General features: G+C 61.2%; 20 protein-coding genes and 1 pseudogene. 14 read left to right on the top strand and 7 right to left on the bottom strand.

Annotated features, from left to right (window positions below; translation table 11 throughout):
* The first annotated feature begins 203 nt into the window (after positions 1 to 203).
* Entirely contained in the window at positions 204 to 659 is a 456-nt protein-coding gene (locus JFU04_RS23615; protein WP_065908804.1) for a DUF721 domain-containing protein, read from the top strand.
* 4 nt (positions 660 to 663) lie between these two features.
* Here the strand turns inward: JFU04_RS23615 and JFU04_RS23620 are convergent, their stop codons facing one another.
* Positions 664 to 2,142: a helicase HerA-like domain-containing protein gene (locus JFU04_RS23620; protein ID WP_201146441.1), complete on the bottom strand. Its 1,479-nt coding sequence runs from the start codon at positions 2,140 to 2,142 to the stop codon at positions 664 to 666.
* A gap of 204 nt (positions 2,143 to 2,346) precedes the next feature.
* Here JFU04_RS23620 and JFU04_RS30735 point away from each other — a divergent pair.
* The 5 genes and pseudogenes from JFU04_RS30735 to JFU04_RS23640 form a co-directional block, all read left to right on the top strand.
* A pseudogene (locus tag JFU04_RS30735) lies at positions 2,347 to 3,378 on the top strand (HAMP domain-containing protein); the annotation flags it as partial.
* Positions 3,379 to 3,471: 93 nt separating this feature from the next.
* Positions 3,472 to 4,236 carry a methyl-accepting chemotaxis protein gene (locus JFU04_RS30740; protein ID WP_446739702.1) on the top strand — a complete coding sequence of 255 codons (765 nt, stop codon included), beginning with the start codon at positions 3,472 to 3,474 and terminating at the stop codon, positions 4,234 to 4,236.
* A gap of 134 nt (positions 4,237 to 4,370) precedes the next feature.
* Complete coding sequence (locus JFU04_RS23630; RefSeq protein ID WP_065908800.1) at positions 4,371 to 5,492, top strand: glycosyltransferase family 4 protein; 1,122 nt, start codon at positions 4,371 to 4,373, stop codon at positions 5,490 to 5,492.
* Complete coding sequence (locus tag JFU04_RS23635) at positions 5,485 to 6,228, top strand: DUF2334 domain-containing protein (protein WP_201145799.1); 744 nt, start codon at positions 5,485 to 5,487, stop codon at positions 6,226 to 6,228. Before JFU04_RS23630 ends, JFU04_RS23635 begins: the two co-directional genes overlap by 8 nt.
* Positions 6,225 to 7,334 (top strand): lysylphosphatidylglycerol synthase transmembrane domain-containing protein, encoded by a 1,110-nt coding sequence (locus tag JFU04_RS23640; protein ID WP_201145800.1) that lies wholly within the window; start codon positions 6,225 to 6,227, stop codon positions 7,332 to 7,334. The genes JFU04_RS23635 and JFU04_RS23640 overlap by 4 nt, the downstream gene beginning before the upstream one ends.
* A 127-nt stretch (positions 7,335 to 7,461) precedes the next feature.
* Here JFU04_RS23640 and purU read toward each other — a convergent pair whose 3' ends face one another.
* Complete coding sequence (gene purU / locus JFU04_RS23645) at positions 7,462 to 8,310, bottom strand: formyltetrahydrofolate deformylase (RefSeq protein WP_106802733.1); 849 nt, start codon at positions 8,308 to 8,310, stop codon at positions 7,462 to 7,464.
* A gap of 349 nt (positions 8,311 to 8,659) precedes the next feature.
* On the opposite strand from purU, the gene mvaT reads away from it, so the two are divergent.
* Positions 8,660 to 9,034, top strand: a complete 375-nt coding sequence (mvaT, locus tag JFU04_RS23650; protein WP_005790963.1) for a histone-like nucleoid-structuring protein MvaT — start codon at positions 8,660 to 8,662, stop codon at positions 9,032 to 9,034.
* 90 nt (positions 9,035 to 9,124) lie between these two features.
* Here mvaT and sbcB read toward each other — a convergent pair whose 3' ends face one another.
* Positions 9,125 to 10,552, bottom strand: coding sequence for an exodeoxyribonuclease I (sbcB, locus tag JFU04_RS23655; protein ID WP_201145801.1), 1,428 nt, complete (start codon positions 10,550 to 10,552; stop codon positions 9,125 to 9,127).
* 167 nt (positions 10,553 to 10,719) lie between these two features.
* Here sbcB and JFU04_RS23660 point away from each other — a divergent pair, with 167 nt between their 5' ends.
* Genes JFU04_RS23660 through JFU04_RS23685 form a run of 6 tightly spaced genes read left to right on the top strand, consistent with a single transcriptional unit; the run spans position 10,720 to position 17,390 of the window.
* A complete protein-coding gene (locus JFU04_RS23660) occupies positions 10,720 to 11,412 on the top strand; it encodes an RDD family protein (RefSeq protein ID WP_201145802.1) in 693 nt (230 codons plus the stop codon).
* Complete coding sequence (locus JFU04_RS23665; RefSeq protein WP_201145803.1) at positions 11,409 to 12,389, top strand: stage II sporulation protein M; 981 nt, start codon at positions 11,409 to 11,411, stop codon at positions 12,387 to 12,389. Before JFU04_RS23660 ends, JFU04_RS23665 begins: the two co-directional genes overlap by 4 nt.
* On the top strand, positions 12,376 to 13,905 hold the full coding sequence (locus JFU04_RS23670; RefSeq protein ID WP_201145804.1) for a DUF4129 domain-containing protein: 1,530 nt from the start codon (positions 12,376 to 12,378) through the stop codon (positions 13,903 to 13,905). The genes JFU04_RS23665 and JFU04_RS23670 overlap by 14 nt, the downstream gene beginning before the upstream one ends.
* Entirely contained in the window at positions 13,902 to 15,059 is a 1,158-nt protein-coding gene (locus tag JFU04_RS23675) for a DUF4350 domain-containing protein (RefSeq protein WP_201145805.1), read from the top strand. The genes JFU04_RS23670 and JFU04_RS23675 overlap by 4 nt, the downstream gene beginning before the upstream one ends.
* Positions 15,056 to 16,051: an AAA family ATPase gene (locus JFU04_RS23680; protein WP_065908789.1), complete on the top strand. Its 996-nt coding sequence runs from the start codon at positions 15,056 to 15,058 to the stop codon at positions 16,049 to 16,051. The genes JFU04_RS23675 and JFU04_RS23680 overlap by 4 nt, the downstream gene beginning before the upstream one ends.
* A gap of 7 nt (positions 16,052 to 16,058) precedes the next feature.
* Complete coding sequence (locus JFU04_RS23685; protein ID WP_201145806.1) at positions 16,059 to 17,390, top strand: DUF58 domain-containing protein; 1,332 nt, start codon at positions 16,059 to 16,061, stop codon at positions 17,388 to 17,390.
* A 69-nt stretch (positions 17,391 to 17,459) separates the two neighbouring features.
* Here JFU04_RS23685 and JFU04_RS23690 read toward each other — a convergent pair whose 3' ends face one another.
* A complete protein-coding gene (locus JFU04_RS23690) occupies positions 17,460 to 17,819 on the bottom strand; it encodes a PilZ domain-containing protein (protein WP_065908785.1) in 360 nt (119 codons plus the stop codon).
* 226 nt (positions 17,820 to 18,045) lie between these two features.
* The gene (locus tag JFU04_RS23695; RefSeq protein ID WP_065908783.1) at positions 18,046 to 18,420 is read right to left on the bottom strand and encodes a tetratricopeptide repeat protein; all 375 of its coding nucleotides are present in this window, start codon (positions 18,418 to 18,420) and stop codon (positions 18,046 to 18,048) included.
* A gap of 175 nt (positions 18,421 to 18,595) precedes the next feature.
* Between JFU04_RS23695 and pyk the strand changes: the two genes are divergently transcribed.
* Positions 18,596 to 20,047 carry a pyruvate kinase gene (pyk, locus tag JFU04_RS23700; protein ID WP_025854788.1) on the top strand — a complete coding sequence of 484 codons (1,452 nt, stop codon included), beginning with the start codon at positions 18,596 to 18,598 and terminating at the stop codon, positions 20,045 to 20,047.
* A 180-nt stretch (positions 20,048 to 20,227) separates the two neighbouring features.
* On the opposite strand, the gene JFU04_RS23705 is transcribed toward pyk, so the two are convergent.
* Both JFU04_RS23705 and JFU04_RS23710 read right to left on the bottom strand, forming a co-directional pair.
* A complete protein-coding gene (locus tag JFU04_RS23705) occupies positions 20,228 to 20,977 on the bottom strand; it encodes an enoyl-CoA hydratase-related protein (RefSeq protein ID WP_065908781.1) in 750 nt (249 codons plus the stop codon).
* A gap of 30 nt (positions 20,978 to 21,007) precedes the next feature.
* A complete protein-coding gene (locus JFU04_RS23710; protein ID WP_201145807.1) occupies positions 21,008 to 21,940 on the bottom strand; it encodes an iron-sulfur-binding ferredoxin reductase in 933 nt (310 codons plus the stop codon).
* Positions 21,941 to 22,141 lie beyond the last annotated feature (201 nt).

The following is a 22,141-nucleotide window of genomic DNA, read 5'->3' on the forward strand; positions in this document are numbered from 1 at the left end:
TGAGGAAAGTGGCGTTGTTCCCCGATGCTGGCATGGGGCTGTGAGAGGGCTTGTTTAAAATAAGGGCTTTTGGCGGAACTTCAACCCATCGGATGCAGAAGTTACCTATTGATTTGCCGGGCACGGCCCCGGCGATGCATTGCCTGGGGGCGTGCAGACGCTTTCTGCTAAGATGACGGCTCTGTTACTTAAGGTGTCTAATCATGGCATTTCGCCCTCTTACAGCCCGCGCTCCCGGCGTGTTGCTTCGCGAAGCCAAGCCGTTGAAAGCCATCTTTGGCCACGCGCAACGCTTGGGCCATTTGCAACGCCTGCTCGAAAGCCAACTGCAACCAGCCGCACGTGAACATTGTCATGTGGCGTCCTGGCGCGAAGGCAATTTGCTTTTAATCGTCACCGACGGCCATTGGGCGACCCGTTTGCGCTATCAGCAAAAACGCCTGCAGCGCCAATTGATGGCGTTTGATGAGTTCGCCAGCCTGATGCGCATCCAGTTCAAGGTGCAACCGCCCACCGTCCAGCAAGGCGCGGTGGGGCATACCATGGATTTGTCGGCCAATGCCGCCGAAACCATTCAGGCAACGGCCGACGGCATCAGCGACCCGGGCCTGCGCGCAGCGCTTGAGCGCCTGGCCGCCCACGCCAAGCCCAAGGCCTGAGCCGTTACTTGCGCTTGCTGCCGCCCAGCAGCGAGCCCAACAACCCACGTACCAGCTGCCGCCCCATCTGATTGGCGGCTTGCTGCATGGCCGATTTCAGCGCCTTGCCTGCCGTGGTCCCCAGGAACGCGCCGGCCTTGTCGGTAAAGCTCGGCTCCTCGGCGGCGGGCTTGGCCTCTTCGGTCGGCCCCAGCTCCTTGCGCGCCATCAACACTTCGTAGGCAGACTCCCGGTCGATCGGCTTGTCGTAGCGCCCCAGCAGCGGTGAACTGGCGACCAGCGCGGCGCGCTCGGCCTCGCTCAGTGGTCCGATCCGCGATTGCGGCGGCGCGACCAGCACACGTTGGACGACTTCCGGCGTGCCCTTTTCCTGCAAGGTGCCCACCAAGGCCTCACCGGTGCCCAACTCCGTCAACGCCGCCAAGGCATCGAATGCCGGGTTTGGCCGGAAACCCTCCGCGACGGCGCGCAGGGATTTCTGCTCTTTGGTGGTGAACGCCCGTAAGCCATGCTGGATGCGCAGGCCGAGCTGGGCCAGCACGCTGTCCGGCAGGTCGCCCGGCGACTGGGTGACAAAATACACGCCAACGCCTTTGGAACGAATCAGTCGCACGACCTGCTCCAGGCGGTCCTGCAAGGCCTTGGGCGTATCGGCGAAGAGTAAATGCGCCTCATCGAAAAACAGCGCCAGCAGCGGTTTGTCCGCATCACCGCGTTCGGGCAGTTGCTCGAACAGTTCCGCCAGCAGCCACAACAGGAACGTCGCGTACACCTTCGGCGCCTCATGCACCAGGCGGCTGGCATCCAGCAGATGAATGCGCCCGCGCCCGTCGCCCGTGGGCTGCAGGATATCTTCAAGCTGCAGCGCCGGTTCGCCGAACAACGCCTCCGCGCCCTGCTGCTCCAGCACCGCCAGGCGCCGCAACAGGGCCTGGCTGGAACCGGTGGTCATCAATGCCGCGTCTTCGCCGAGCAGTTCCGGGTGATAACGCAGGTGGTTGAGCAGTGCCTTGAGGTCCTTGAGGTCCAGCAACAACAAGCCTTCGCGGTCTGCCACTTTAAAGGCCGCGTAAAGCGCCGACTGCTGGCTGTCGGTGAGCTCCAGCAAACTGCCGAGCAGCAACGGGCCCATTTCGCTGATGGTCGTACGCAACGGATGACCGGACTGCCCGTGGATATCCCACAACGTCACCGGATAGGCCTTGGCCGTGTAATGGAGGAACGGCATCCCGGCGATCCGCTCAGCCACCTTGCCCTGGGGGTTCGCCGCCGCACCCAGGCCACACAGGTCGCCTTTGATATCCGCGGCAAACACCGCCACGCCCGCGTCACTGAAAGCCTCAGCCAGGCGTTGCAACGTGACGGTCTTGCCCGTGCCGGTAGCGCCGGCGATCAGCCCGTGGCGGTTGGCCAGGCGCATGGCTTGGGCAATCGGCTGGCCAGACAGGTCTGCGCCAATGAGGAGTTGCGAGGAGTCAGGCATTTCGTCACCCATGGTTAATCTTTAGTGTCGCCAGGTCGATACAGGCAAGTGTGAGACCCACAAAGTCCAAAAATAGGTCAGATAGTTCCTACAGGGACCCTTAGCGCTACCGCAAGAAGTATCACACCTTTTTTGACGCTGCCATTTTGCGCCTCCCATAAGGACGCGCTTCGGATATTAAGACCTTAGCGGACCCTACAAGCCATGAATAAAAATCTGCGTTTCAGCCACAAAATCCTGCTTGCAGCCTCCCTTATCGTCATCGCCGCGTTCGCGGTGTTTACCCTCTACAACGACTACCTGCAGCGCAACGCCATTCGCGACAATCTCAACAATTACCTGCATGAGATGGGAAATGTCACTGCCAGCAACATCCAGACCTGGCTGAACGGGCGCATCGCCCTGGTGGAAAACGCCGCACAGAACATCGCCACCAACCCCGAACCATCTGTGGTCGCCAGCCTGCTGGAGCAGAAAGCACTGACAAGCGCCTTCATGGCAACGTACGTCGGCGACAGCAAGGGTGCGTTCACCATCCGCCCCGACACCAAGATGCCGGACGGCTTCGATCCGCGCGTGCGGCCTTGGTACAAAGGTGCGCAGAGCAGCAACGGCTCGACCTTGACCGAGCCCTACATCGATGCCGCCACCGGCAAGTTGATCATTTCCGTGGCCACCCCAAGTAACCGGGGCAGCCAGAGCATCGGCGTGGTCGGCGGCGACCTGAGCCTGCAGACCCTGGTGGATAACATTGGCGCGCTGAACTTCGGCGGCACAGGCTATGCGTTCCTGGTGAGTGCCGACGGCAAGGTGCTGGTGCACCCGAACAAAGACCTGGTGATGAAAACCCTGGCCGATGTGTACCCAAAAAACACGCCGAAAATCAGCAGCGATTTCAGCGAAGTCGAGGCCAACGGCAAAGACAACATCGTGACCTTCATCCCGATCAAGGGCCTGCCCTCGGTGAACTGGTACCTGGGTATTTCGGTGGATAAAGACAAATCCTTCGCCATGCTCAGCGAATTCCGCACTTCGGCGGTGATCGCGACGATCATTGCGGTGGTGATCATCATCGCCCTGCTGGGCATGCTGATCCGCGTACTCCTGCAACCGCTGCACGTGATGACCCGCGCCATGCAGGACATTGCCGACGGCGAAGGTGACTTGACCCGCCGCCTGGCGATCCAGAACAACGACGAGTTCGGCACCCTGGGTAACGCGTTCAACCGCTTCGTGGAGCGGATTCACACATCAATCCGCGAAGTGTCCTCGGCCACCGAACAGGTCAATGAAGTGGCATTGCGGGTGGTCAGCGCGTCCAACTCCTCGATGGTCAACTCCGATGAACAGGCCAACCGCACCAACAGTGTGGCCGCCGCCATCAATGAACTCGGGGCCGCCGCCCAGGAAATCGCGCGCAATGCCGCACAGGCCTCCAGCCAGGCCAGCGACGCCAGGCACCTGGCCGAGGACGGCCAACAGGTGGTGGAGCGCAATATCAAGGCGATGACTGAGCTGTCGGCGATGATCAGCGCCTCCAGCGGCAACATCGAAGCGCTCAACAGCAAGACCGTGAATATCGGCCAGATTCTCGAGGTCATCACCAGCATTTCCCAGCAAACCAACCTGCTGGCCCTCAACGCGGCCATCGAAGCCGCCCGCGCAGGCGAGGCTGGCCGTGGTTTTGCGGTGGTGGCCGATGAAGTGCGCAACCTGGCGCATCGCACCCAGGAATCGGCACAGCAAGTGCAAAAAATGATCGAGGAGCTTCAAGTCGGGGCCCGCGACTCGGTCAGCACCATGAGCCAAAGCCAGCGCCACAGTAATGACAGCGTGGACATCGCCAACCTGGCCGGTGAGCGCTTGAACAGCGTGACGCAGCGCATCGGCGAGATTGATGGCATGAACCAGTCGGTGGCCACTGCGACCGAGGAACAGACCTCGGTGGTGGAGTCGATCAATATCGACATTACCGAGATCAACACGCTTAACCAGGAGGGTGTGGAAAACCTGCACTCGACCCTGCGCGCCTGTGCCGACCTCGAACAGCAGGCGGCCAGGCTGAAACAACTGGTTGGCAGCTTCCGGATCTGACAGAAATCCTCCAACCCCTGCAGGAGCGGGCTTGCCCGCTCCTGCGTGGTCGTTGTCTGCGACGACACACTCATCCCGATCGAACATCTATCCTTACCTCAGGTCCACGTTAAGGAGAGCAATGGATCGGAGGGATGTTCATCGTGCATATCGCTGACATAACCATGTTCTACGCCCCAGCCAGCGGCGGCGTGCGGACTTATCTGGACGCCAAGCACCGACGCTTGACGCTCAAGCCCGGCATTCGGCACAGCCTGTTGATCCCCGGCGCCCACTTAAGCGAACAGGATGGGGTGTACCAGGTACCGGCCCCCGCCCTGCCCTTCGGCAAAGGCTATCGATTCCCGCTGCGCCTGGCGCCATGGCGAAACGTCCTGCACGATTTACAGCCCGATCTGATCGAAGTCGGCGATCCCTATCTCACCGCGTGGGCCGCACTGGATGCTCGACGCCAGCTGGATGTACCGGTCATCGGCTTTTATCACTCCGATCTGCCGTTGCTGGTCAGCAACCGTATGGGGCCGTGGTTTACCCCGAACGTTGAAGCCTATGTCAGCAAACTCTATGGGAATTTTGACCGGGTACTGGCTCCCAGCCAGGTGATGGCCGACAAACTCACCGGGCTTGGCGTGAAGAACGTCTTCGTTCAGCCGTTGGGCGTGGACCTGCAAACCTTCACACCCGAGGTCCGCGATCCCGGCTTGCGCGCCGAACTGGGGATCAGTGAAGACACGCGCCTGCTGATCTTCGCCGGGCGCGGTTCGAAGGAGAAAAACCTGCCGGTGCTGCTCAACTGCATGAAGCGCCTGGGCGATGGCTACCACCTGCTATTGGTCGGGTCTGGCATGCCCGCGAGCGTGCCGGACAACGTTACGGTGATCGACGGCTTCCGCCCGGCCGCACATGTCGCGCGTTTGATGGCCAGCGCCGATGCGCTGCTGCATGGCGGCGATCAGGAAACCTTTGGCCTGGTCATCCTCGAAGCGATGGCCTGCGGTATCCCGGTAATCGCCGTGGCCGCCGGGGCCTTCAATGAAATTGTCGACGAGCGCTGTGGCCTGCTGTGCACGCCGAACAATCCCAAGGCGATGGCCGACGCGGTGCGCGAACTGTTCAGCGTCGACAGCCAACGCCTGGGTGCGCAGGCCCGGCGGCATGTAGAACACCATTACGCGTGGGATACGGTGGTCGACAGCCTGCTCGGCCATTACTGCGCGGTACTCGGTACCCACAAGCCGATGCTTTGCCATGGCTGAGCGTTCGGTCTTGCTGGTATTGCACGACGTGGCGCCGCACAACTGGGTCGACTACCGCCCCTTCGTCGAAGCGGTGGACGCGCTGGGCGCGGTGCCTATCACTTGGCTGGTGGTGCCGGACTTTCATCATCAGGATGCCTTGCCCGCCGAAGGCGAGTTTCGGCGACTGCTCGACAGCCGCGTCGCCAGGGGCGATGAACTGGCGCTGCATGGCTACTCCCATAGCGACGACCAACCGTCGCCGCGCACGCCAAAAGACTGGTTCATGCGACGCATCTATACCCACGAAGGTGAGTTTTACCAGCTGTCAGAAGCCCAAGCACTGGAACGTCTGCATAAAGGTATCGAGGTATTTCGCGAAAACCACTGGCCCCTCCACGGCTTCGTCGCCCCGGCCTGGTTGATGAGCCCAGGCACCCGTGAAGCCTTGCGCCAATTACCCCTGAGCTACACCAGTGATCCGCAACACCTGTATCGGCTGCCGGATTTCACCCCGGTGGCGGCTCCCGGCCTGGTGTGGAGTGCGCGCAGCAGCTGGCGCCGGGGCGTGTCCAAAATCCTCAGCGACCGCCGCGAGCAACGCTGGCAAAACGCCCCGGTGATTCGCCTGGGCCTGCATCCGGTGGACATGCGCCACGACTTTTCCCGCCGCTATTGGCTCGAAACGCTGCAACGCCTGCTGGACGCGGGTCGCACGCCTATGACCAAAGTGGCCTGGCTGGCTTCCCAACCATGAGCCGCTTGCTCTGGCTGTTGCTGGCGCTGATCGTCGCCCTGATCATTCCGGCGTGGCTGGGCGGCGGTGAAACCCTGGCGCGCCTGGTGCAATTCCCCTGGCAACTGTTACTGGCCATGTTCGCCATGATCGTAGTGTGCTGGGTGATCAACAGCCTGCGCCTGCGCCTGCTGCTGGGTGAGCACATCGGCCAACTGAGCCGTGTGAAAAGCCTCGGTGTCGTGATGTCGACCGAGTTCGCCATGTGCGCCACCCCCGGTGGCAGTGGCGGCCCACTGACCTTGATGGCGTTGCTCGCGCGCAACGGCATACGACCAGCCCATGGCAGCGCGGTGTTTGCCATGGACCAGTTGAGCGATTTGCTGTTCTTTTTATGCGCACTGACGGGCATTGCGCTGTATGCCCTTTTCCACACCCTGAACCCGCGACTGGAATGGCTGCTGGAGCTCAGCGCTGTATCGATGGTGGGTGGGCTGTTCTGTGGCGTATTGCTGGTGCGCTTTCACCGCCAGGCCATCCGCCTGACGGGCGCGGTCCTCAAGCAAATACGGGTGCGCCCAAAGGTTCGTCGACGCTGGGCGCGCAGGCTGTTGCGCTTCCTGGCGGCATTCACCGACACGCTGAAATTGCCGTGGTCTACGTTGATAAGCGTATTTTTTCTCACGAGCGCGCACTGGACCCTGCGCTACAGCGTGCTCTATCTGGCGTTACGCGGATTAGGCGGGGATGTGCAATGGGCCTGGAGCTTTCTGATCCAGATGCTTTCATTGACGGCCGGGCAATTCAGCCTGCTGCCTGGCGGGGCGGGGGCTGCGGAATTGACCTCCGCGGCGTTACTGGCGCCCATGGTCGGCAAATCCACCGCAGCGGCGGCAATCCTGATCTGGCGGGCCGTAACGTATTACTTTTATCTGCTGGCCGGCGGGCCGGTATTTCTACTGATGGTTGGCAAGCCTTTGCTCAAGCGTCTTTTTCAGCGGGCCCAGGCGGCGCGTCCGGGGTCTGCAACTGCTCCCACAACTGGGCGGCCCCAGGAAAGTCTGTACCGTCCTCCGCATCCAGCGCGTCCGGGTCATAGCGACTCAGACAGCCTTCGCCCACGGTAGCAGGCGCCTTGGAGGTGGCTTTATCGAGTGGATCGCTCATGGTCAAAATCCTCAACGGCAGGCAAAGAAAAAGGGCCTGGGACGATTTAACGCCCAGGCCCCTCATTCTTCAATCACAACGCGTCAATCAGAACACGACGGTCTTGTTGCCGTGCACCAGCACGCGGTCTTCCAGGTGGTAGCGCAGCCCTCGGGCCAGCACCATCTTCTCGACATCGCGGCCGAAGCGCACCATGTCTTCAATGCTGTCGCTGTGGCTGACACGCACCACGTCCTGCTCGATGATCGGGCCGGCGTCCAGCTCTTCGGTGACGTAGTGGCAGGTTGCGCCGATCAGCTTGACCCCACGCAGGGAAGCCTGATGGTACGGCTTGGCACCGACGAACGATGGCAGGAAACTGTGGTGAATGTTGATCACCTTGCCAGCGTATTCGCTGCACAGTTCAGGCGGCAGGATTTGCATGTAGCGCGCCAGGACCACGACATCGGCCTCGTGCTGTTTGACCAGGCGAGACACTTCGGCGAACGCCGGCTCCTTGTCCTGCGGGTTGACCGGCACGTGGTAGTACGGGATGCCATGCCATTCGACCATGCTGCGCAGGTCGTCATGGTTGGAAATAACGCAGGCAATATCACAGTCCAACTCGTCGCTGTGCCAGCGGTGCAGCAAGTCCGCCAGGCAATGGGACTCACGACTGGCCATCAGCACCACGCGTTTTTTCTGCTCGGTGTCGGTGATGCGCCAGGTCATCGAAAACTCTTCGGCGATCGGCGCAAAGGCCTCGCGAAAAGCCTCGAGACCAAACGGCAGCGTGTCGGCACGGATTTCGTGACGCATGAAGAACCAACCGCTGAGATTATCCGAGTGATGGCTCGCCTCGGTAATCCAGCCATTGTGGGAAGCCAGAAAGTTACTGACTTTGGCAACGATGCCGACCCGGTCCGGGCAAGCAATCACCAGCCGAAAAGTGCGCATTAGGGGAAAACTCCAGAACTTCGCAAAGGCCGCCATTCTAGCGATTGCGCAGGAAAACTGCAGTATTCGTTAACGCTTATTCTGATCGCCGGCCTGGCCCTTGCCCCTTAATCGCCTAAGGTTTTACCACCTTAATATGAATCTACTGCGTCACCTTGGATTCTTCCACGGTTTGTCAGGCGATTACCTTAAGGTCTACGACCTAGTAATTAACTCGATTGCGTAGGTTTGTTAAAAACATTCAACGCAATTCACATAAATGCACGCTTAAATGTTTACTTGGGCAAACCGCCTGACTATTATTAGGTCACTGTCCCTGTCAATCAGCGCTCTACATAAGGTAGTCCACATGTCTCTGATCAACGAATACCGTGCCACCGAAGAAGCTATCAAAGAGCTGCAAGCCCGTTTGAAGAACCTGTCCCAAGACGACAAACTGCAAACCGAGCTGGAATTCGAAGGCAAATTGCGCACCCTGATGGGCGAATACTCCAAATCCTTGCGTGACATCATCGCACTGCTGGATCCAGAGTCGAAAGTTAAAGCACCGCGTGGCGCCGTGAAAACTACCGGTACCAAGCGTGCTCGCAAAGTCAAACAATACAAAAACCCGCACAACGGCGAAGTGATTGAAACCAAAGGTGGCAACCACAAAACCCTGAAAGAGTGGAAAGCCAAGTGGGGCGGTGACGTGGTTGAAGGCTGGGCTACCCTGCTGGGCTAAGCTTCGCCAGGCTTGCGCCTGATCCGCGACACATTAAAAACGCCAGCTTGCTGGCGTTTTTTATTGTCTGCAGGTTCTCCATGAAACGGACTACACATTTACCCGGGCGGCCAAATCATCGGCATATTGCTGCCACTGCTCCAGCACCTCACACTGAAACGGTGTAGCACTTACAGCCAACTCCTGCCGGGCCTGCTTAAATGCTTCGAGGGTATTCGGGGCCCCGCATTCAGGGTCGGACAAACGCTGCTGACAAAAAAGTTTCCAACGTTGTTGCTCCTCGCTATTCAAGGTCTCGGGGAAGTTACGTGCACGGTAGCGAAATAATAATTCAGGCAAACGCTGATCATCAAAAGGCCACTGCTGGCGTGCTAATTGCGCAGGCTCGGCTGCCCGGACTTGTTCACATAAACGTCGATCACGATCGCCGATAAAACCGTCATAAAGCTGCTGTTCAGGGTCGGCACTCGGGGCAAAATCTTCCTCGGCATAAATGAGCGCCAACTTATCGCGCCAAAGTTCCTGTGCGTCAGTTAGCCGCAGCGCCCGTTCCTGATAAACAGTCATATCCAAGTGCAGGCGTTCTCGATCTTCAGCCCTCAGCACATTCAGGGGGGCGACCACCGGGCAACGATTGATATGCACCAACTTGAGCGGCACCGGCAATTCGCCCTCGGCAAGCTCGTCACGCCGGGTGTAGAGGCGCTGGCGCAAGGCCTGGGCATCAAGGTCCAGCAGCCCTTGGGGGTCGAGCCCAAGGTCGCAGACGATCAACGCATTGCGATTGCGCGGGTGCCAGGCCAGCGGCAGTACAACGCCCAGGTAATGACGCTCGGCGGAAAAGCGCCCGGAGATATGGACCATGGGTTGTAACAGGCGCACCTGGTCCATCACCCGCTGTTTACTGCGCAACTGGAACAACCATTCGTAGAGCTTCGGTTGTTTTTCACGCACCAGCCGCGCCAGCGCAATCGTGGCGCGCACGTCGGACAACGCGTCGTGCGCCTGGCCATGATCGATGCCGTTGGCAGCCGTCAGGCGCTCCAACTTGAGCGTGACGCGCCCGTCCTGTTGTGGCCACTCGATACCTTCGGGGCGCAGGGCGTAAGCGGTGCGAACTACGTCGATCAAATCCCAGCGGCTGTTACCGCCCTGCCACTCGCGCGCATAAGGGTCGAAAAAATTGCGATACAGGCTGTAGCGCGTCATTTCATCGTCAAACCGCAAGGTGTTGTAACCGGCACCGCAGGTCCCTGGGGCGGCCAGTTCGGCGTGTACACGAGTCATGAAGTCAGCCTCGGCCAGGCCTTTTTCCGCGAGAATTGCCGGGGTAATGCCAGTAATCGCGCACGCGGCGGGATGTGGCAGGATATCGTCGCTGGGTTGGCAATAAAGATTGACCGGCGCGCCGATTTCGTTGAGGTCCAGGTCCGTACGGATACCGGCTACCTGAAGGGGGCGGTCATTGCGCGGGTTGATGCCGGTGGTTTCATAGTCGTACCAGAAAATGGAGGTCACGGGCTATTCCTGTACTGAAGATCGGCAAAGTCTAGGCGCTGAACCGCTTTCGAGGCCAGCACGCATTGCACTGTACAAACATCCAGCAAAACCTTGAGTGGTTGCTTCCATCGTCGACGCTGCTAGCATCCCTGTCTCTGAGCCACTCTGCACTGCCAAGGATCGCGATGCCATCAACCCCACTGGACACCCGCTACCAGATCGAGACCCCGGAGGGCATCGACCTGCCCCTGCGCCCTGCCGGCCTGGTGCCGCGTGCGCTGGCATTTGCCTTCGACCTGGGCTTGCGAGGAGTGGTCATGGGCGTCCTGCTGGTGCCATTGGCCTTGCTGGGCAACATCGGCATTGGCCTGGGTTCACTGCTGCTGTTCCTGATCAGTTGGTGGTACATGGTGCTCTTCGAGGTGCTCAACCAGGGTTGCTCACCGGGCAAACAGGTGATGGGCCTGCGCGTCGTCCAGGACGACGGCACCCCGATCGGCTGGTCCTCATCATTGATCCGCAACCTGCTGCGGTTTGTCGACATGCTGCCGTTTGGCTATTTTCTCGGCGCAATCAGTTGCCTGCAGCACCCTCACTTCAAGCGCCTCGGCGACCTGGCCGCCGGCACGCTGGTGATCTACCGCGAACAGCCACTTGCCCGCCCCCGGGTGCCTCAAGCGCCGGCATTGCGCTTGCCCTTCGCCCTGGAACTGAGCGAGCAACGGGCCATCCTTGCCTTTGCGGAACGCCAGGGAGAACTCTCCGCCGAGCGCGTTCACGAATTGGCCGCGATCCTCGCCACGCCTTTGCAGGTATCCCCGGCCCGCGCCGTCGAACAACTCAATGGCGTGGCCCGTGGCCTGTTGGGGCCCGCATGAAGCAGAGCCTGTTCGAAAGCCGTCACCAGCCCCAGTGGCAAGCCTTTGCCGAACAACTGAAACAGTTGGAACAAGGCCAGGCAAAATCCAGTGACGTGGCGGACTTCCCCCATCAATACCGGCGTCTGTGCCAGCACCTGGCATTGGCCCAGGAGCGTGGCTATAGCAGCTATCTGGTGGACCCACTGCAACAACTGGCACTGCGCGGACATCAGCAGCTGTACCGGCATCGCAGCCAGTTGGCGGCCAATATCCTGAGTTTCGTACTCGCCGACTTTCCGCGGCTGGTGCGGGAGCAATGGCGTTTCGTACTAACTGCCAGCCTGCTGTTCTTCGGTAGCCTGGCGGGCATTGCCCTGCTGGTCTTGCTGTTTCCCGACCTGATCTACAGCATCGTCACCCCCCAGCAGGTGGCCGAGATGCAAAGCATGTACGACCCCGACGCCAGCCGACTGGGTCGCGCCGCCGAACGTGCGTCCAGTGAAGACTGGATGATGTTCGGCTACTACGTGATGCATAACATCGGCATCTCGTTCCAGACGTTCGCGGCCGGCTTGCTGTTCGGCCTGGGCAGCGTGTTCTTTCTGATTTTCAACGGCCTGGTCATCGGCGCAGTCTCCGGACACCTGACCGAAATCGGCTACGGGCAGACCTTCTGGTCCTTCGTCATCGGTCATGGTGCGTTCGAACTGACCGCCATCGCCCTTGCCGGCGCTGCCGGGCTGCAACTGGGCTGGGCACTGATCGCCCCCGGGTACCTGACCCGGGGCGAATCCTTGCGGCTCGCCGCCCATAAAAGCGTGCAGATGATGTGCGGGGTCATGGTGTTCCTGCTGATCGCAGCCTTTATCGAGGCCTACTGGTCGTCCACCACGGGGATAGCCCTTTGGGTCAAGTACCTGGTGGGCGCAGCCCTGTGGCTGCTGGTGATCGCTTACCTGAGCCTTGGAGGAAGGAGCCATCATGCGCCTGAGTGATGCCAGCGTGGTGATCCGCCCACGCACCGCCTGGGAAGCCATGGACCTGGGTGCATTGATGGCCCGCGAACATCGCCAGCTACTGATGAGCAGTTGGGCGCTGATAACCCTGCCTGTGTTCGCCCTGCTCACCGCGCTGCTGTGGAACTACCCGTCTACCGCCATATTCCTGTTCTGGTGGTTCAAGCCCGCATTCGATCGCCTGCCGCTGTATATCCTGTCCAAGGCCCTGTTTGGTGAAACGCCCAGCCTCAAGCAGGCCGTTCGCCAATGGCCGCGGCTGCTCAAGGGCCAACTGCTGGCCAGCCTGACCTGGCGGCGGCTCAGCCTCAGTCGCAGCTTCGTCATGCCGGTCAGTCAACTCGAAGGCCTGGATGGCCAGGCGCGCCAGAAACGCCTGGGTGTACTGCAGCAACGTAACGCCGGTGCCGCACGCTGGCTGACCATCGTCGGGGTGCATCTGGAAATCGGCCTGTGGTTCGGCTGCATGGCGTTGTTCTACCTGTTTATCCCCCAGGACGTCGAAATGCAGTGGGACTGGCAACGCCTGGCACTGGCCTCTAGTTCGGAAGGGCTGTGGCTGACACATCTGGGCAATGCCTTCTACGCCTTGATCCTGGTGTTTTGGGAGCCCATCTACGTGGCCTGCGGATTCAGCCTCTACCTCAACCGCCGCACAGTGCTGGAAGCCTGGGACCTGGAGCTGGTGTTCCGCCGTCTTCGCCAGCGCCTGAGCAGTGCGGCCATGCTGCTCGTGCTGGTCGCCGGGCTGATACTGCTGCCTGTCAGCCCGCCCGTCATGGCCGAGACATCCCCTGCGCCAAAACCATTGAGCACCCAAGGCGCGAGTCATTCCATCCAGTCGCTGCTCGACAAGCCGCCGTTCAAAAACCCGGAAACCGTCACCCGCTACCACTTTGGCGAAGACAAACCCGTGGTTAAAAACAAGGCCCACGGCGATGGCAAGCTTCCGGCCTGGCTGCAGGCATTCCTGGATAACCTCAACAGCGACACCTTCAAGCACATCGCCCAAGGCCTGGAAGTGCTTTTATGGGGACTTTTGATCGGTGGCCTGGCCCTGCTGGCATGGCGATACCGTGACTGGCTACGCACGTTTGCCCGCCGGCGCGGGCCAGGCAAAACCAACGTGGCCAAGCCCGTACCGACACAGTTGTTCGGCCTGGCACTGGGCGCTGAGACCTTGCCCGAGGATATTGCCAGCACCGCCGAGCAACTGTGGGCGACGCGACCGAGGGACGCTCTGGGCCTTCTGTATCGCGGCCTGCTCAGCCGGTTACTGCATGACTTCAACCTGCCGCTGAAAAGCGCAGACACCGAGGGCCAGGTGCTGGAGCGTGTTCATCAGTTGCAGCAACCGCAGCTACTGGCCTTCAGCGATGAATTGACCCGGCACTGGCAAAACCTCGCCTACGGTCATCTCCTTCCGCCCACCTCGGCCCAGCAAAAACTCTGCAGTGATTGGCGTACGCTATTCAGTCCGGAGGGCCGCCCATGAACCGGCCATTAGTGTGGGTGGCGTTACTGCTGGCCTGCCTGCTGGGGGCTGGCGGTTTTTACGCGTGGAGCAAAGCGACGCCCTACGAGGTCGTGGTGGATCGCGGCCCTTCACCCGAGGCCACGGCCAACCCCTATCTGGCAGCCGAACACTTCCTGCGCCAGCAGGGCCTGGCCGTGGAACATGCCAATAGCCTGGAGCGGCTGGCTACCCTCCCCGCCAAGGGCAACAGCCTGTTGTTACTGGGCGACCGAAGCACGATGTCGCCACGCCAGGTCGAACAACTGCTGGCGTGGGCGAAGTCCGGCGGTCATCTGTTGCTGGTGGCACAGGCACTCTGGGATGAAGAGGCCGGCAAAAGCGGCGACCTGCTGCTTGATCGCCTGTCCATCCACCAGGCCTTGAGTGACGACCCTGAAGAACCGGCCCCGGCCCGCAAAAAGAAAGCGCCGGACCTGACCAAGCTCTATGTCGACAATGAAACCGCCCCGGCCTATTTCAGTTTCGACACCCACTTCAACCTGATCGACCCCAGGCACCTGGCACAATTTTCAGCCAATAGCGCCGACTCAAGCCACCTGATGCAACTTGACCTCGGGCAAGGCCGCGTCACGGTGATCACCGACAGCGACCTGTGGAAAACTCCAGCAATCGGCGAGCACGACAATGCCTGGCTGCTGTGGTACCTGAATCAGGGCACGGCCGTCACCCTGCTGTTCAACAGCGACTTCGACAACTTGTTCACCCTGCTGATAGGGTATTTCCCCCAAGCGTTGGTAGCCCTCATTGCCCTGATCGCATTAGGACTCTGGCACGCCGGCATGCGCCAAGGCCCGATCCAGGCACCCGCTCCCAAGGCGCGCCGACAGTTGCAGGAGCACTTGAAAGCCAGTGCCGACTTCCTGCTGCGCCGCAGCGGCCAGGGCACCCTGTTGCAGGCTTTGCAGCGCGATATCCTGCGCGCCGCCCGGCGCCGCCACCCTGGCTTTGAACACCTCGACAACGCAGAACAGTGGCGGGTGCTTGAGCACCTGACGCGCCAACCCTCTCACGTCATCAGCCAGGCCCTTGGCCCACCTGCGGCGAAACGGCTTTCCAGTGCCGATTTCAGCCGACAGGTGGCGTGCCTGCAAACTCTCAGGAATGCCCTATGAGCGATTTTCCAAGCGCCACTGCCGTGAACCGCGAAGCCTTGCACCGTGCCAGCCAGCTAGCCCAGGCTTTGCGCGTCGAGCTGCGCAAGGCAGTGATTGGCCAGGACCAGGTGATCGATGATGTGCTGACCGCGCTGATTGCCGGCGGCCATGTGTTGCTCGAAGGTGTGCCGGGACTGGGTAAAACCCTGCTGGTACGTGCCCTGGCGCGTTGTTTTGACGGCGAGTTCGCACGCATCCAGTTCACCCCCGACCTGATGCCCAGCGATGTTACCGGGCACGCCGTGTACGACCAGCGCACCGAACAATTCAAGCTGCGCAAGGGACCGGTGTTCACCCACCTGCTGCTCGCCGACGAAATCAACCGCGCCCCGGCCAAGACCCAGGCAGCCCTGCTCGAAGCCATGCAGGAGCGCCAAGTTACCCTCGAAGGCGAAGCGCTGCCCATCAGCCAGCCGTTCATGGTGCTGGCGACCCAGAATCCCATCGAACAGGAAGGCACCTATCCGTTGCCGGAAGCTGAGCTGGACCGTTTCATGCTGAAGGTCCGCATGGATTATCCGGATGCGCAGCAGGAGCTGGACATGGTGCGCGAAGTAACGCGCTCGTCCCGCGCCGACATGCTGGATGTGCAGCCATTGCGCAGGGTCCTGGTGGCCGACGATGTGCTGCTGTTACAGCAGATCGCCAGTGAATTGGCCCTGGATGAACAAGTTCTCGACTATGCCGTGCGCCTGGCGCGAGCCACCCGCAGTTGGCCGGGCCTCGCCATCGGTGCCGGCCCTCGGGCTTCGATTGCACTGGTCCGCGGCGCCCGCGCACGGGCACTGCTGCGCGGTGCGGAGTTCGTCACCCCGGATGACATCAAGGGGTGCGCCCTCGCAGTGCTGCGCCACCGGGTGCGTATCGCGCCCGAGTTGGACATCGACGGATTGGAGGTCGACCAGGTGCTCAAGCAACTGCTGGACCAGATCCCGGCCCCACGCCAATGACCCGCCCATGAAACCGACTCGTCTGTTACTGGCCTGGCTTGGCGTGCTGCTGGGCCTGAATATTCTGCTGGGCATCGCAGTGGCGCTGGCGCTCAAAGTGCCTGACACCCTGCACTCCATTGCATGGGGCTTGCTCCTCGCGTTGTTGCTGCTGGCCGGGCTGGACGCCCTACGCCAGCATCGACGCCCGTCCCCCCGTGTACAACGGCAGATGCCCGGCAGCCTGGCGCTCGGCCGCTGGGGCGAGGTCCGCCTGACACTGGAGCATGCCTACGCGCAGCCGTTGACGGTACAGGTATTCGATCATGCGCCGGACGGGTTGATGGTGGAGAACATGCCCCAGTCCATAGCACTGCGGCCGGGTGAGCGCAGTGAACTGGGGTATCGCCTTCGCCCCCTGCGGCGTGGGCACTTCAGCTTCAGCCGTTGCGAAATCCACCTGCCGAGCCCCTTCGGGTTATGGTCGACACGGCGTTTTGTCGAGGTCAGCGATGTCACCCGCGTCTATCCGGATTTCGCCCGTCTCTACGGCGCGCAGTTGCTGGGTGTGGATAACTGGCTGAGCCAACTGGGTGTGCGGCAACGCCAGCGGAGAGGGTTGGGGCTGGAGTTTCATCAACTGCGCGAGTTTCGCGAGGGCGACAGCCTGCGCCAGATCGACTGGAAGGCCACGGCACGACAACGCACGCCCATCGCCCGCGAATATCAGGATGAGCGCGACCAGCAGATTGTATTCATGCTCGATTGCGGCCGGCGCATGCGCAGCCAGGATGACGAGCTGTCCCACTTTGACCATGCCCTCAACGCCTGCCTGCTGCTCAGCTATGTCGCCTTGCGCCAGGGCGATGCGGTGGGGCTGTGTACCTTCGCCGGCGACCAGCCGCGCTACCTGGCGCCGGTCAAGGGCAGCAGCCAGTTGAATCTGTTGCTCAACACGGTGTACGACCTGGATACCACCCGACGCACGGCCGATTACCAGGCGGCGGCCAGCCAACTGCTGGCCCGGCAAAAACGCCGCGCATTGGTGATTGTGGTTACCAACCTGCGGGATGAGGACGATGAAGCGCTACTGTCCGCCGTCAAGCGTATCAGCCGCCAGCATCGGGTGCTGGTGGCCAGTTTGCGTGAGGAAGTACTCGATCAACTGCGCCAGTCCCCGGTACAGACCCTGCCGGAAGCGTTGGCCTATAGCGGCACCGTCGATTACCTCAATACCCGCGAAGAACTGCACGAACGCTTGAGTGCCCACGGCCTGTCGGTCATCGATACCTCACCCTCACAGCTGGGAGCGTGCCTGGTGACACGCTACCTGAGCTGGAAAAAAGCCGGGGTGTTCTAGGTCCAGCTGAAAAAGGCGCACGGCCGCGGCGGGGACAATCCCTCAAACCGGGCCGACAACGCGCTATAGCTAGGCTGAGGCCTGCAAGGGATCAAAGCTGAAGTAATGCAACAAGACATTGATCAATTGCCCATATTCCTCGGGGGCCTGCTGCACACTGAACCCCGAATCATAATGCTGAGGATTGATATCTTCATGGCTCCACAAGCAGGTCGCCGTGAGGTCGATTGCATGGAAGGTATCGTCCGCCACTGGGATTTTCAGGCGTAGCTCGAAGTCTACGCCCACCATCAAGGGCAACTGACTGATCAACATCAGCCCGTCTTCAGAGACGTTCCCTAAAAAGCCAATGGGTTTGTCGGTAAGACGGTTAAACACTTGCAGGAAGTAAGGAAGGTGATGCCGCTCGATCCGTCGGTCGGTAAACATGGTGAGATCGCCATCCAGTGGCCATGATCTGGCCGCGCCAGTGATTCGGAACGAGCAGAAATCGCTCGCTCTCCCTGAAACTCGGTGTGACAACAAACACCTTTTTGGTCACTAAACAGCTGTCGAGTCCGGGCCTTGCATTCATTCGAATAGAAACTTGTACAAATGAACATTCGAAGAATAGCCCAAGACTGGCGGCAGGCCAGTCATGACATGATGAATATCATCACAACGACGCAGGACGTGGCTGGGCGGCGCTTGCGCCGGGGTAGTGCCCCAGTTGTTGCAGGGTATCCAGCCGTGCGCGAGCCCGGTACGCATACTCACTGGAAGGGTACTGATTGATGATGAATTGATAGGTCTGCACCGCATCGACGAACAGTTTCTGGCGTTCCAGGCATTGGCCGCGCAGCATCGAGACCTCCGGTTGCACATAACGCCGGGTGCGGCTTTCGCGGTCGACCTGGGATAACTCCAGGGTGACGCGCTGGCAATCGCCGACCCCGTAGGCGCGGTAGGCGTTGTTCAAATGGTGGTCCATCGACCAGCGGGTGCAGCCGACAACACTGACGGCCAGGGCAGCAACGAGCAAAATTCGCATGAGGGTTCTCCTGTCTTGTGCAGTGTATCGACCCCTCGTCGAAAATCTTCAAGGGTCTTCGTCTATTCAACCGCAGCAAAAACAAGCCGATCGTCGATAAGTAGTGCAAACGAACAATGACTACAACGAAAGAGCATAGTAGCCTTCCTCAGCGCTTGAACTCAGGAGTCTGTGCATGTCCGTCCGTCGTACCAAAATCGTCGCCACCCTTGGCCCGGCCAGCAACTCGCCGGAAGTCCTCGAACAGCTGATTCTGGCTGGTTTGGACGTTGCCCGTCTGAACTTCTCCCACGGCACCCCGGACGAGCACAAGGCTCGCGCCAAGCTGGTGCGTGACCTGGCCGCCAAGCACGGCCGCTTCGTGGCACTGCTGGGTGACCTGCAAGGCCCGAAAATCCGCATCGCCAAATTCGCCAACAAGCGTATCGAGCTGAAGATCGGTGACACCTTCACCTTCTCCACCAGCCATCCGCTGACCGAAGGCAACCAGCAAGTCGTGGGTATCGACTACCCGGACCTGGTCAAGGACTGCGGCGTCGGTGACGAACTGCTGCTGGACGACGGCCGCGTGGTCATGCGCGTCGACACTGCCACCGGCACCGAACTGATCTGCACCGTGACCATCGGCGGCCCGCTGTCCGACCACAAAGGCATCAACCGTCGTGGTGGTGGCCTGACGGCGCCGGCACTGACTGAAAAAGACAAGGCTGACATCAAGCTCGCCGCCGAAATGGAAGTGGACTACCTCGCTGTGTCCTTCCCGCGCGACGCCGCCGACATGGAATACGCCCGCAAGCTGCGCGACGAAGCCGGCGGCACCGCCTGGCTGGTAGCGAAGATCGAACGCGCCGAAGCCGTGGCCGATGACGAGACCCTCGACGGCCTGATCAAGGCATCCGACGCCGTGATGGTGGCCCGTGGTGACCTGGGCGTGGAAATCGGCGATGCCGAGCTGATCGGTATCCAGAAGAAGATCATCCTGCACGCACGCCGCCACAACAAGGCGGTGATCGTGGCGACCCAGATGATGGAGTCGATGATCCAGAACCCGATGCCGACCCGTGCCGAAGTGTCCGACGTGGCCAACGCCGTGCTCGACTACACCGACGCCGTGATGCTCTCGGCTGAAAGTGCCGCGGGTCCGTACCCGCTGGAAGCCGTCCAGGCCATGGCGCGTATCTGTGTCGGTGCCGAGAAGCACCCGACCAGCAAGACCTCCAGCCACCGCATCGGCAAAGTGTTCGAAAGCTGCGACCAGAGCATCGCCTTGGCGGCCATGTACACCGCCAACCACTTCCCGGGCGTGAAGGCGATCATCGCCTTGACCGAAAGTGGCTACACGCCGTTGATCATGTCGCGCATCCGTTCGTCGGTGCCGATCTACGCGTTCACCCCGCACCGCGAAGCCCAGGCCCGCGCGGCGCTGTTCCGTGGCGTGTACACCATTCCGTTCGACCCGGCTTCGCTGGCACCGAACGAAGTCAGCCAGAAAGCGATCGACGAGCTGGTCAAGCGCGGCGTCGTAGAGCAAGGCGACTGGGTCATCCTCACCAAGGGCGACAGCTACCACACCACCGGTGGCACCAATGGCATGAAGATCCTGCACGTGGGCGACCCGCAGTACTGAGTGACACGCTGAAAAACAAAAGCCCCGCCATGTGAATGGCGGGGCTTTTTGCATTTCAGACCAGAGTGACCGGCTGGCTGTCACGACCTCATCGCGGGCAAGCCCGGCTCCCACAGTTGACTGCACTCCGATGTGCAAGCCGGGCTTGCCCGCGATCAGGCCAGACCAATCAACCGACCTTCAGCGCCGAGTGATGAAAGCCGACAACGCCGCAATCGCCTCCGGTGATTTCAGACGCTGCACAAACAACGCCCCCTCCTCCTCGATCACCTGCCGCAACTGCTCACGATCAACACTCTTCATCAATTGCTTGGTCACCTGCACGGCTCCCGGCGCCAGGTTTTCAAAGCGCTCGGCCATTTCCCGAGCCTTGGCCAGCGCCGCTTCGCCACTGCCCAACGCTTCGGTGGCAATCCCCCACGCCGCCGCTTGTTCGCCGCTAAAGCCCTCGCCCAACAGCAACAGTTCAGCGGCTTTCGCGTGCCCCAGCAGGCGCGGCAGGATCAGGCTCGAGCCAAACTCCGGGCACAATCCAAGGTTGACGAACGGCATGCGCAACCGCGCGTCCCGGCTGATGTACACCAGGTCGCAGTGCAGCAGCAGCGTCGTACCAATACCCACCGCCGCCCCTGCCACGGCAGCAATTACCGGCTTGCGACAGTTGAGCAGGCTTTTCATGAAGTGAAACGGAGGGCTGTCGAGGTCGCTGGGCGGCTGCTCGAGGAAGTCGGCGATGTCGTTGCCAGCAGTGAAACATTCGCTGCTGCCCTGGATGAGCACGGATCGCACATCCGCATCCGCATCCGCCTGCTCCAGCGCCTCGGCCAGCAGCGTGTACATGGCGCGGGTCAGGGCGTTTTTCTTGTCCGGGCGATTGAGCTGCAAGGTCAGCAGCCCACGTTCGCGGTGCTGCAGGATGGCATCGGTCATGGCGAATCTCGCGGCGGTAGAATTCAGCGCTCAACCACGCGGCAGGAACACGTCGGCCAGCAGTTGATTGCGCGGCAAGCCAGCCAGGAACAGACGCTTGGAAAACGCCTCGACACTGGCTGGGTGTCCGCAGAGTAAGGCCAGAGTTTGCCGCGAAACAAGCCGCAGTTGCGCCAATGCCTGGGCCGACTCAGCCGCCGTCCACAGCTCCACAGTCAGGTTGGGATGCTGCGCAGCCAGCTCCGCCAGGGGCTCGGCCAGATAATGGCTGCCGGCGTCATGAGCCAGGTGAATCACGCGGATAGCGCCCTGGTGATCCTGGCGCAGCGCCTCGCGCAACACGCCCCACAACGGTCCCAGGCCGGTGCCGGAGGCCAGCAGCCATAACGGCCGAGCCTGCCAGTCGGGATCATACTGCAGTGCCCCGCCCCGCAATTCGCCCAGTCGCAGACCATCGCCCACCTGCAACTGCCGGGCAAGATCGCTGAACTCACCGGGCTGGCGGCAATCCAGGTGAAACTCCAGGAACGGCTCCTCCTGCGGCAAGCTCGCCAGGGAATACGGGCGTGCGACGTGCCCCGCCCACAGCACCAGGTGCTGCCCGGCCCGGTAACGCAGGCCCCGCTCCGGTTGCAGGCGCAGGCGCAGCACCGTCGGGTTCAGCCAATCGACACCCACCACCTGGGCCGGCAACCCATCACGCGTCGGGTCAAACGCTTCGACGCGCAGATCCCCGCTGACCTGGCACTGGCAAGCCAACCGCCAGCCGTCCTGGCGTTGCGCGAGGCTCAAGGCCTCGGGTTGCTGGTCCTCGACCTCGCCCTGGCAACGCACCAGGCAGGCATGGCAACTGCCGGCGCGGCAACTGTAGGGCACGGCGACACCTGCCTGGTTCAAGGCGTCCAACAGGTTGCTGCCGGCAGATACCGACCAATGGCGTTCGCCGACGTACAGTTCAGGCATATAAGGACTCAATCACAAGGGGCGCGCACAGGGAATCACGCCTGCGACAGTTTGACCATAGTCGGGTGTATCGGCCACCGCGTCGGGTTATACTGCCGCGCCTTTTTAGCGTCGCGCCTGCACCACTTTGGCGTGCCTTGGAAAGGTGAGCTCAGCCGACCGATGCAACACTGAGCCCACCTTTATTGAATGTTCCCTTAT

This window comes from Pseudomonas sp. TH21 (genome assembly GCF_016651025.1).
GTDB lineage: Bacteria > Pseudomonadota > Gammaproteobacteria > Pseudomonadales > Pseudomonadaceae > Aquipseudomonas > Aquipseudomonas aylmerensis.

Excerpts from the sequence above, each read along its gene's own strand:
- pyk (WP_025854788.1), top strand. The coding sequence starts at position 18,596 with ATGTCCGTCCGTCGTACCAAAATCGTCGCCACCCTTGGCCCGGCCAGC.
- JFU04_RS23690 (WP_065908785.1), bottom strand. The coding sequence starts at position 17,819 with ATGTTTACCGACCGACGGATCGAGCGGCATCACCTTCCTTACTTCCTG.
- JFU04_RS23695 (WP_065908783.1), bottom strand. The coding sequence starts at position 18,420 with ATGCGAATTTTGCTCGTTGCTGCCCTGGCCGTCAGTGTTGTCGGCTGC.
- JFU04_RS23615 (WP_065908804.1), top strand. The coding sequence starts at position 204 with ATGGCATTTCGCCCTCTTACAGCCCGCGCTCCCGGCGTGTTGCTTCGC.
- JFU04_RS23660 (WP_201145802.1), top strand. The coding sequence starts at position 10,720 with ATGCCATCAACCCCACTGGACACCCGCTACCAGATCGAGACCCCGGAG.
- JFU04_RS23635 (WP_201145799.1), top strand. The coding sequence starts at position 5,485 with ATGGCTGAGCGTTCGGTCTTGCTGGTATTGCACGACGTGGCGCCGCAC.
- mvaT (WP_005790963.1), top strand. The coding sequence starts at position 8,660 with ATGTCTCTGATCAACGAATACCGTGCCACCGAAGAAGCTATCAAAGAG.
- JFU04_RS23710 (WP_201145807.1), bottom strand. The coding sequence starts at position 21,940 with ATGCCTGAACTGTACGTCGGCGAACGCCATTGGTCGGTATCTGCCGGC.
- JFU04_RS23620 (WP_201146441.1), bottom strand. The coding sequence starts at position 2,142 with ATGCCTGACTCCTCGCAACTCCTCATTGGCGCAGACCTGTCTGGCCAG.
- JFU04_RS23670 (WP_201145804.1), top strand. The coding sequence starts at position 12,376 with ATGCGCCTGAGTGATGCCAGCGTGGTGATCCGCCCACGCACCGCCTGG.
- JFU04_RS23685 (WP_201145806.1), top strand. The coding sequence starts at position 16,059 with ATGAAACCGACTCGTCTGTTACTGGCCTGGCTTGGCGTGCTGCTGGGC.
- JFU04_RS23665 (WP_201145803.1), top strand. The coding sequence starts at position 11,409 with ATGAAGCAGAGCCTGTTCGAAAGCCGTCACCAGCCCCAGTGGCAAGCC.
- JFU04_RS23630 (WP_065908800.1), top strand. The coding sequence starts at position 4,371 with ATGTTCATCGTGCATATCGCTGACATAACCATGTTCTACGCCCCAGCC.
- JFU04_RS23675 (WP_201145805.1), top strand. The coding sequence starts at position 13,902 with ATGAACCGGCCATTAGTGTGGGTGGCGTTACTGCTGGCCTGCCTGCTG.
- JFU04_RS23640 (WP_201145800.1), top strand. The coding sequence starts at position 6,225 with ATGAGCCGCTTGCTCTGGCTGTTGCTGGCGCTGATCGTCGCCCTGATC.
- JFU04_RS23680 (WP_065908789.1), top strand. The coding sequence starts at position 15,056 with ATGAGCGATTTTCCAAGCGCCACTGCCGTGAACCGCGAAGCCTTGCAC.
- purU (WP_106802733.1), bottom strand. The coding sequence starts at position 8,310 with ATGCGCACTTTTCGGCTGGTGATTGCTTGCCCGGACCGGGTCGGCATC.
- JFU04_RS30740 (WP_446739702.1), top strand. The coding sequence starts at position 3,472 with ATGGTCAACTCCGATGAACAGGCCAACCGCACCAACAGTGTGGCCGCC.
- JFU04_RS23705 (WP_065908781.1), bottom strand. The coding sequence starts at position 20,977 with ATGACCGATGCCATCCTGCAGCACCGCGAACGTGGGCTGCTGACCTTG.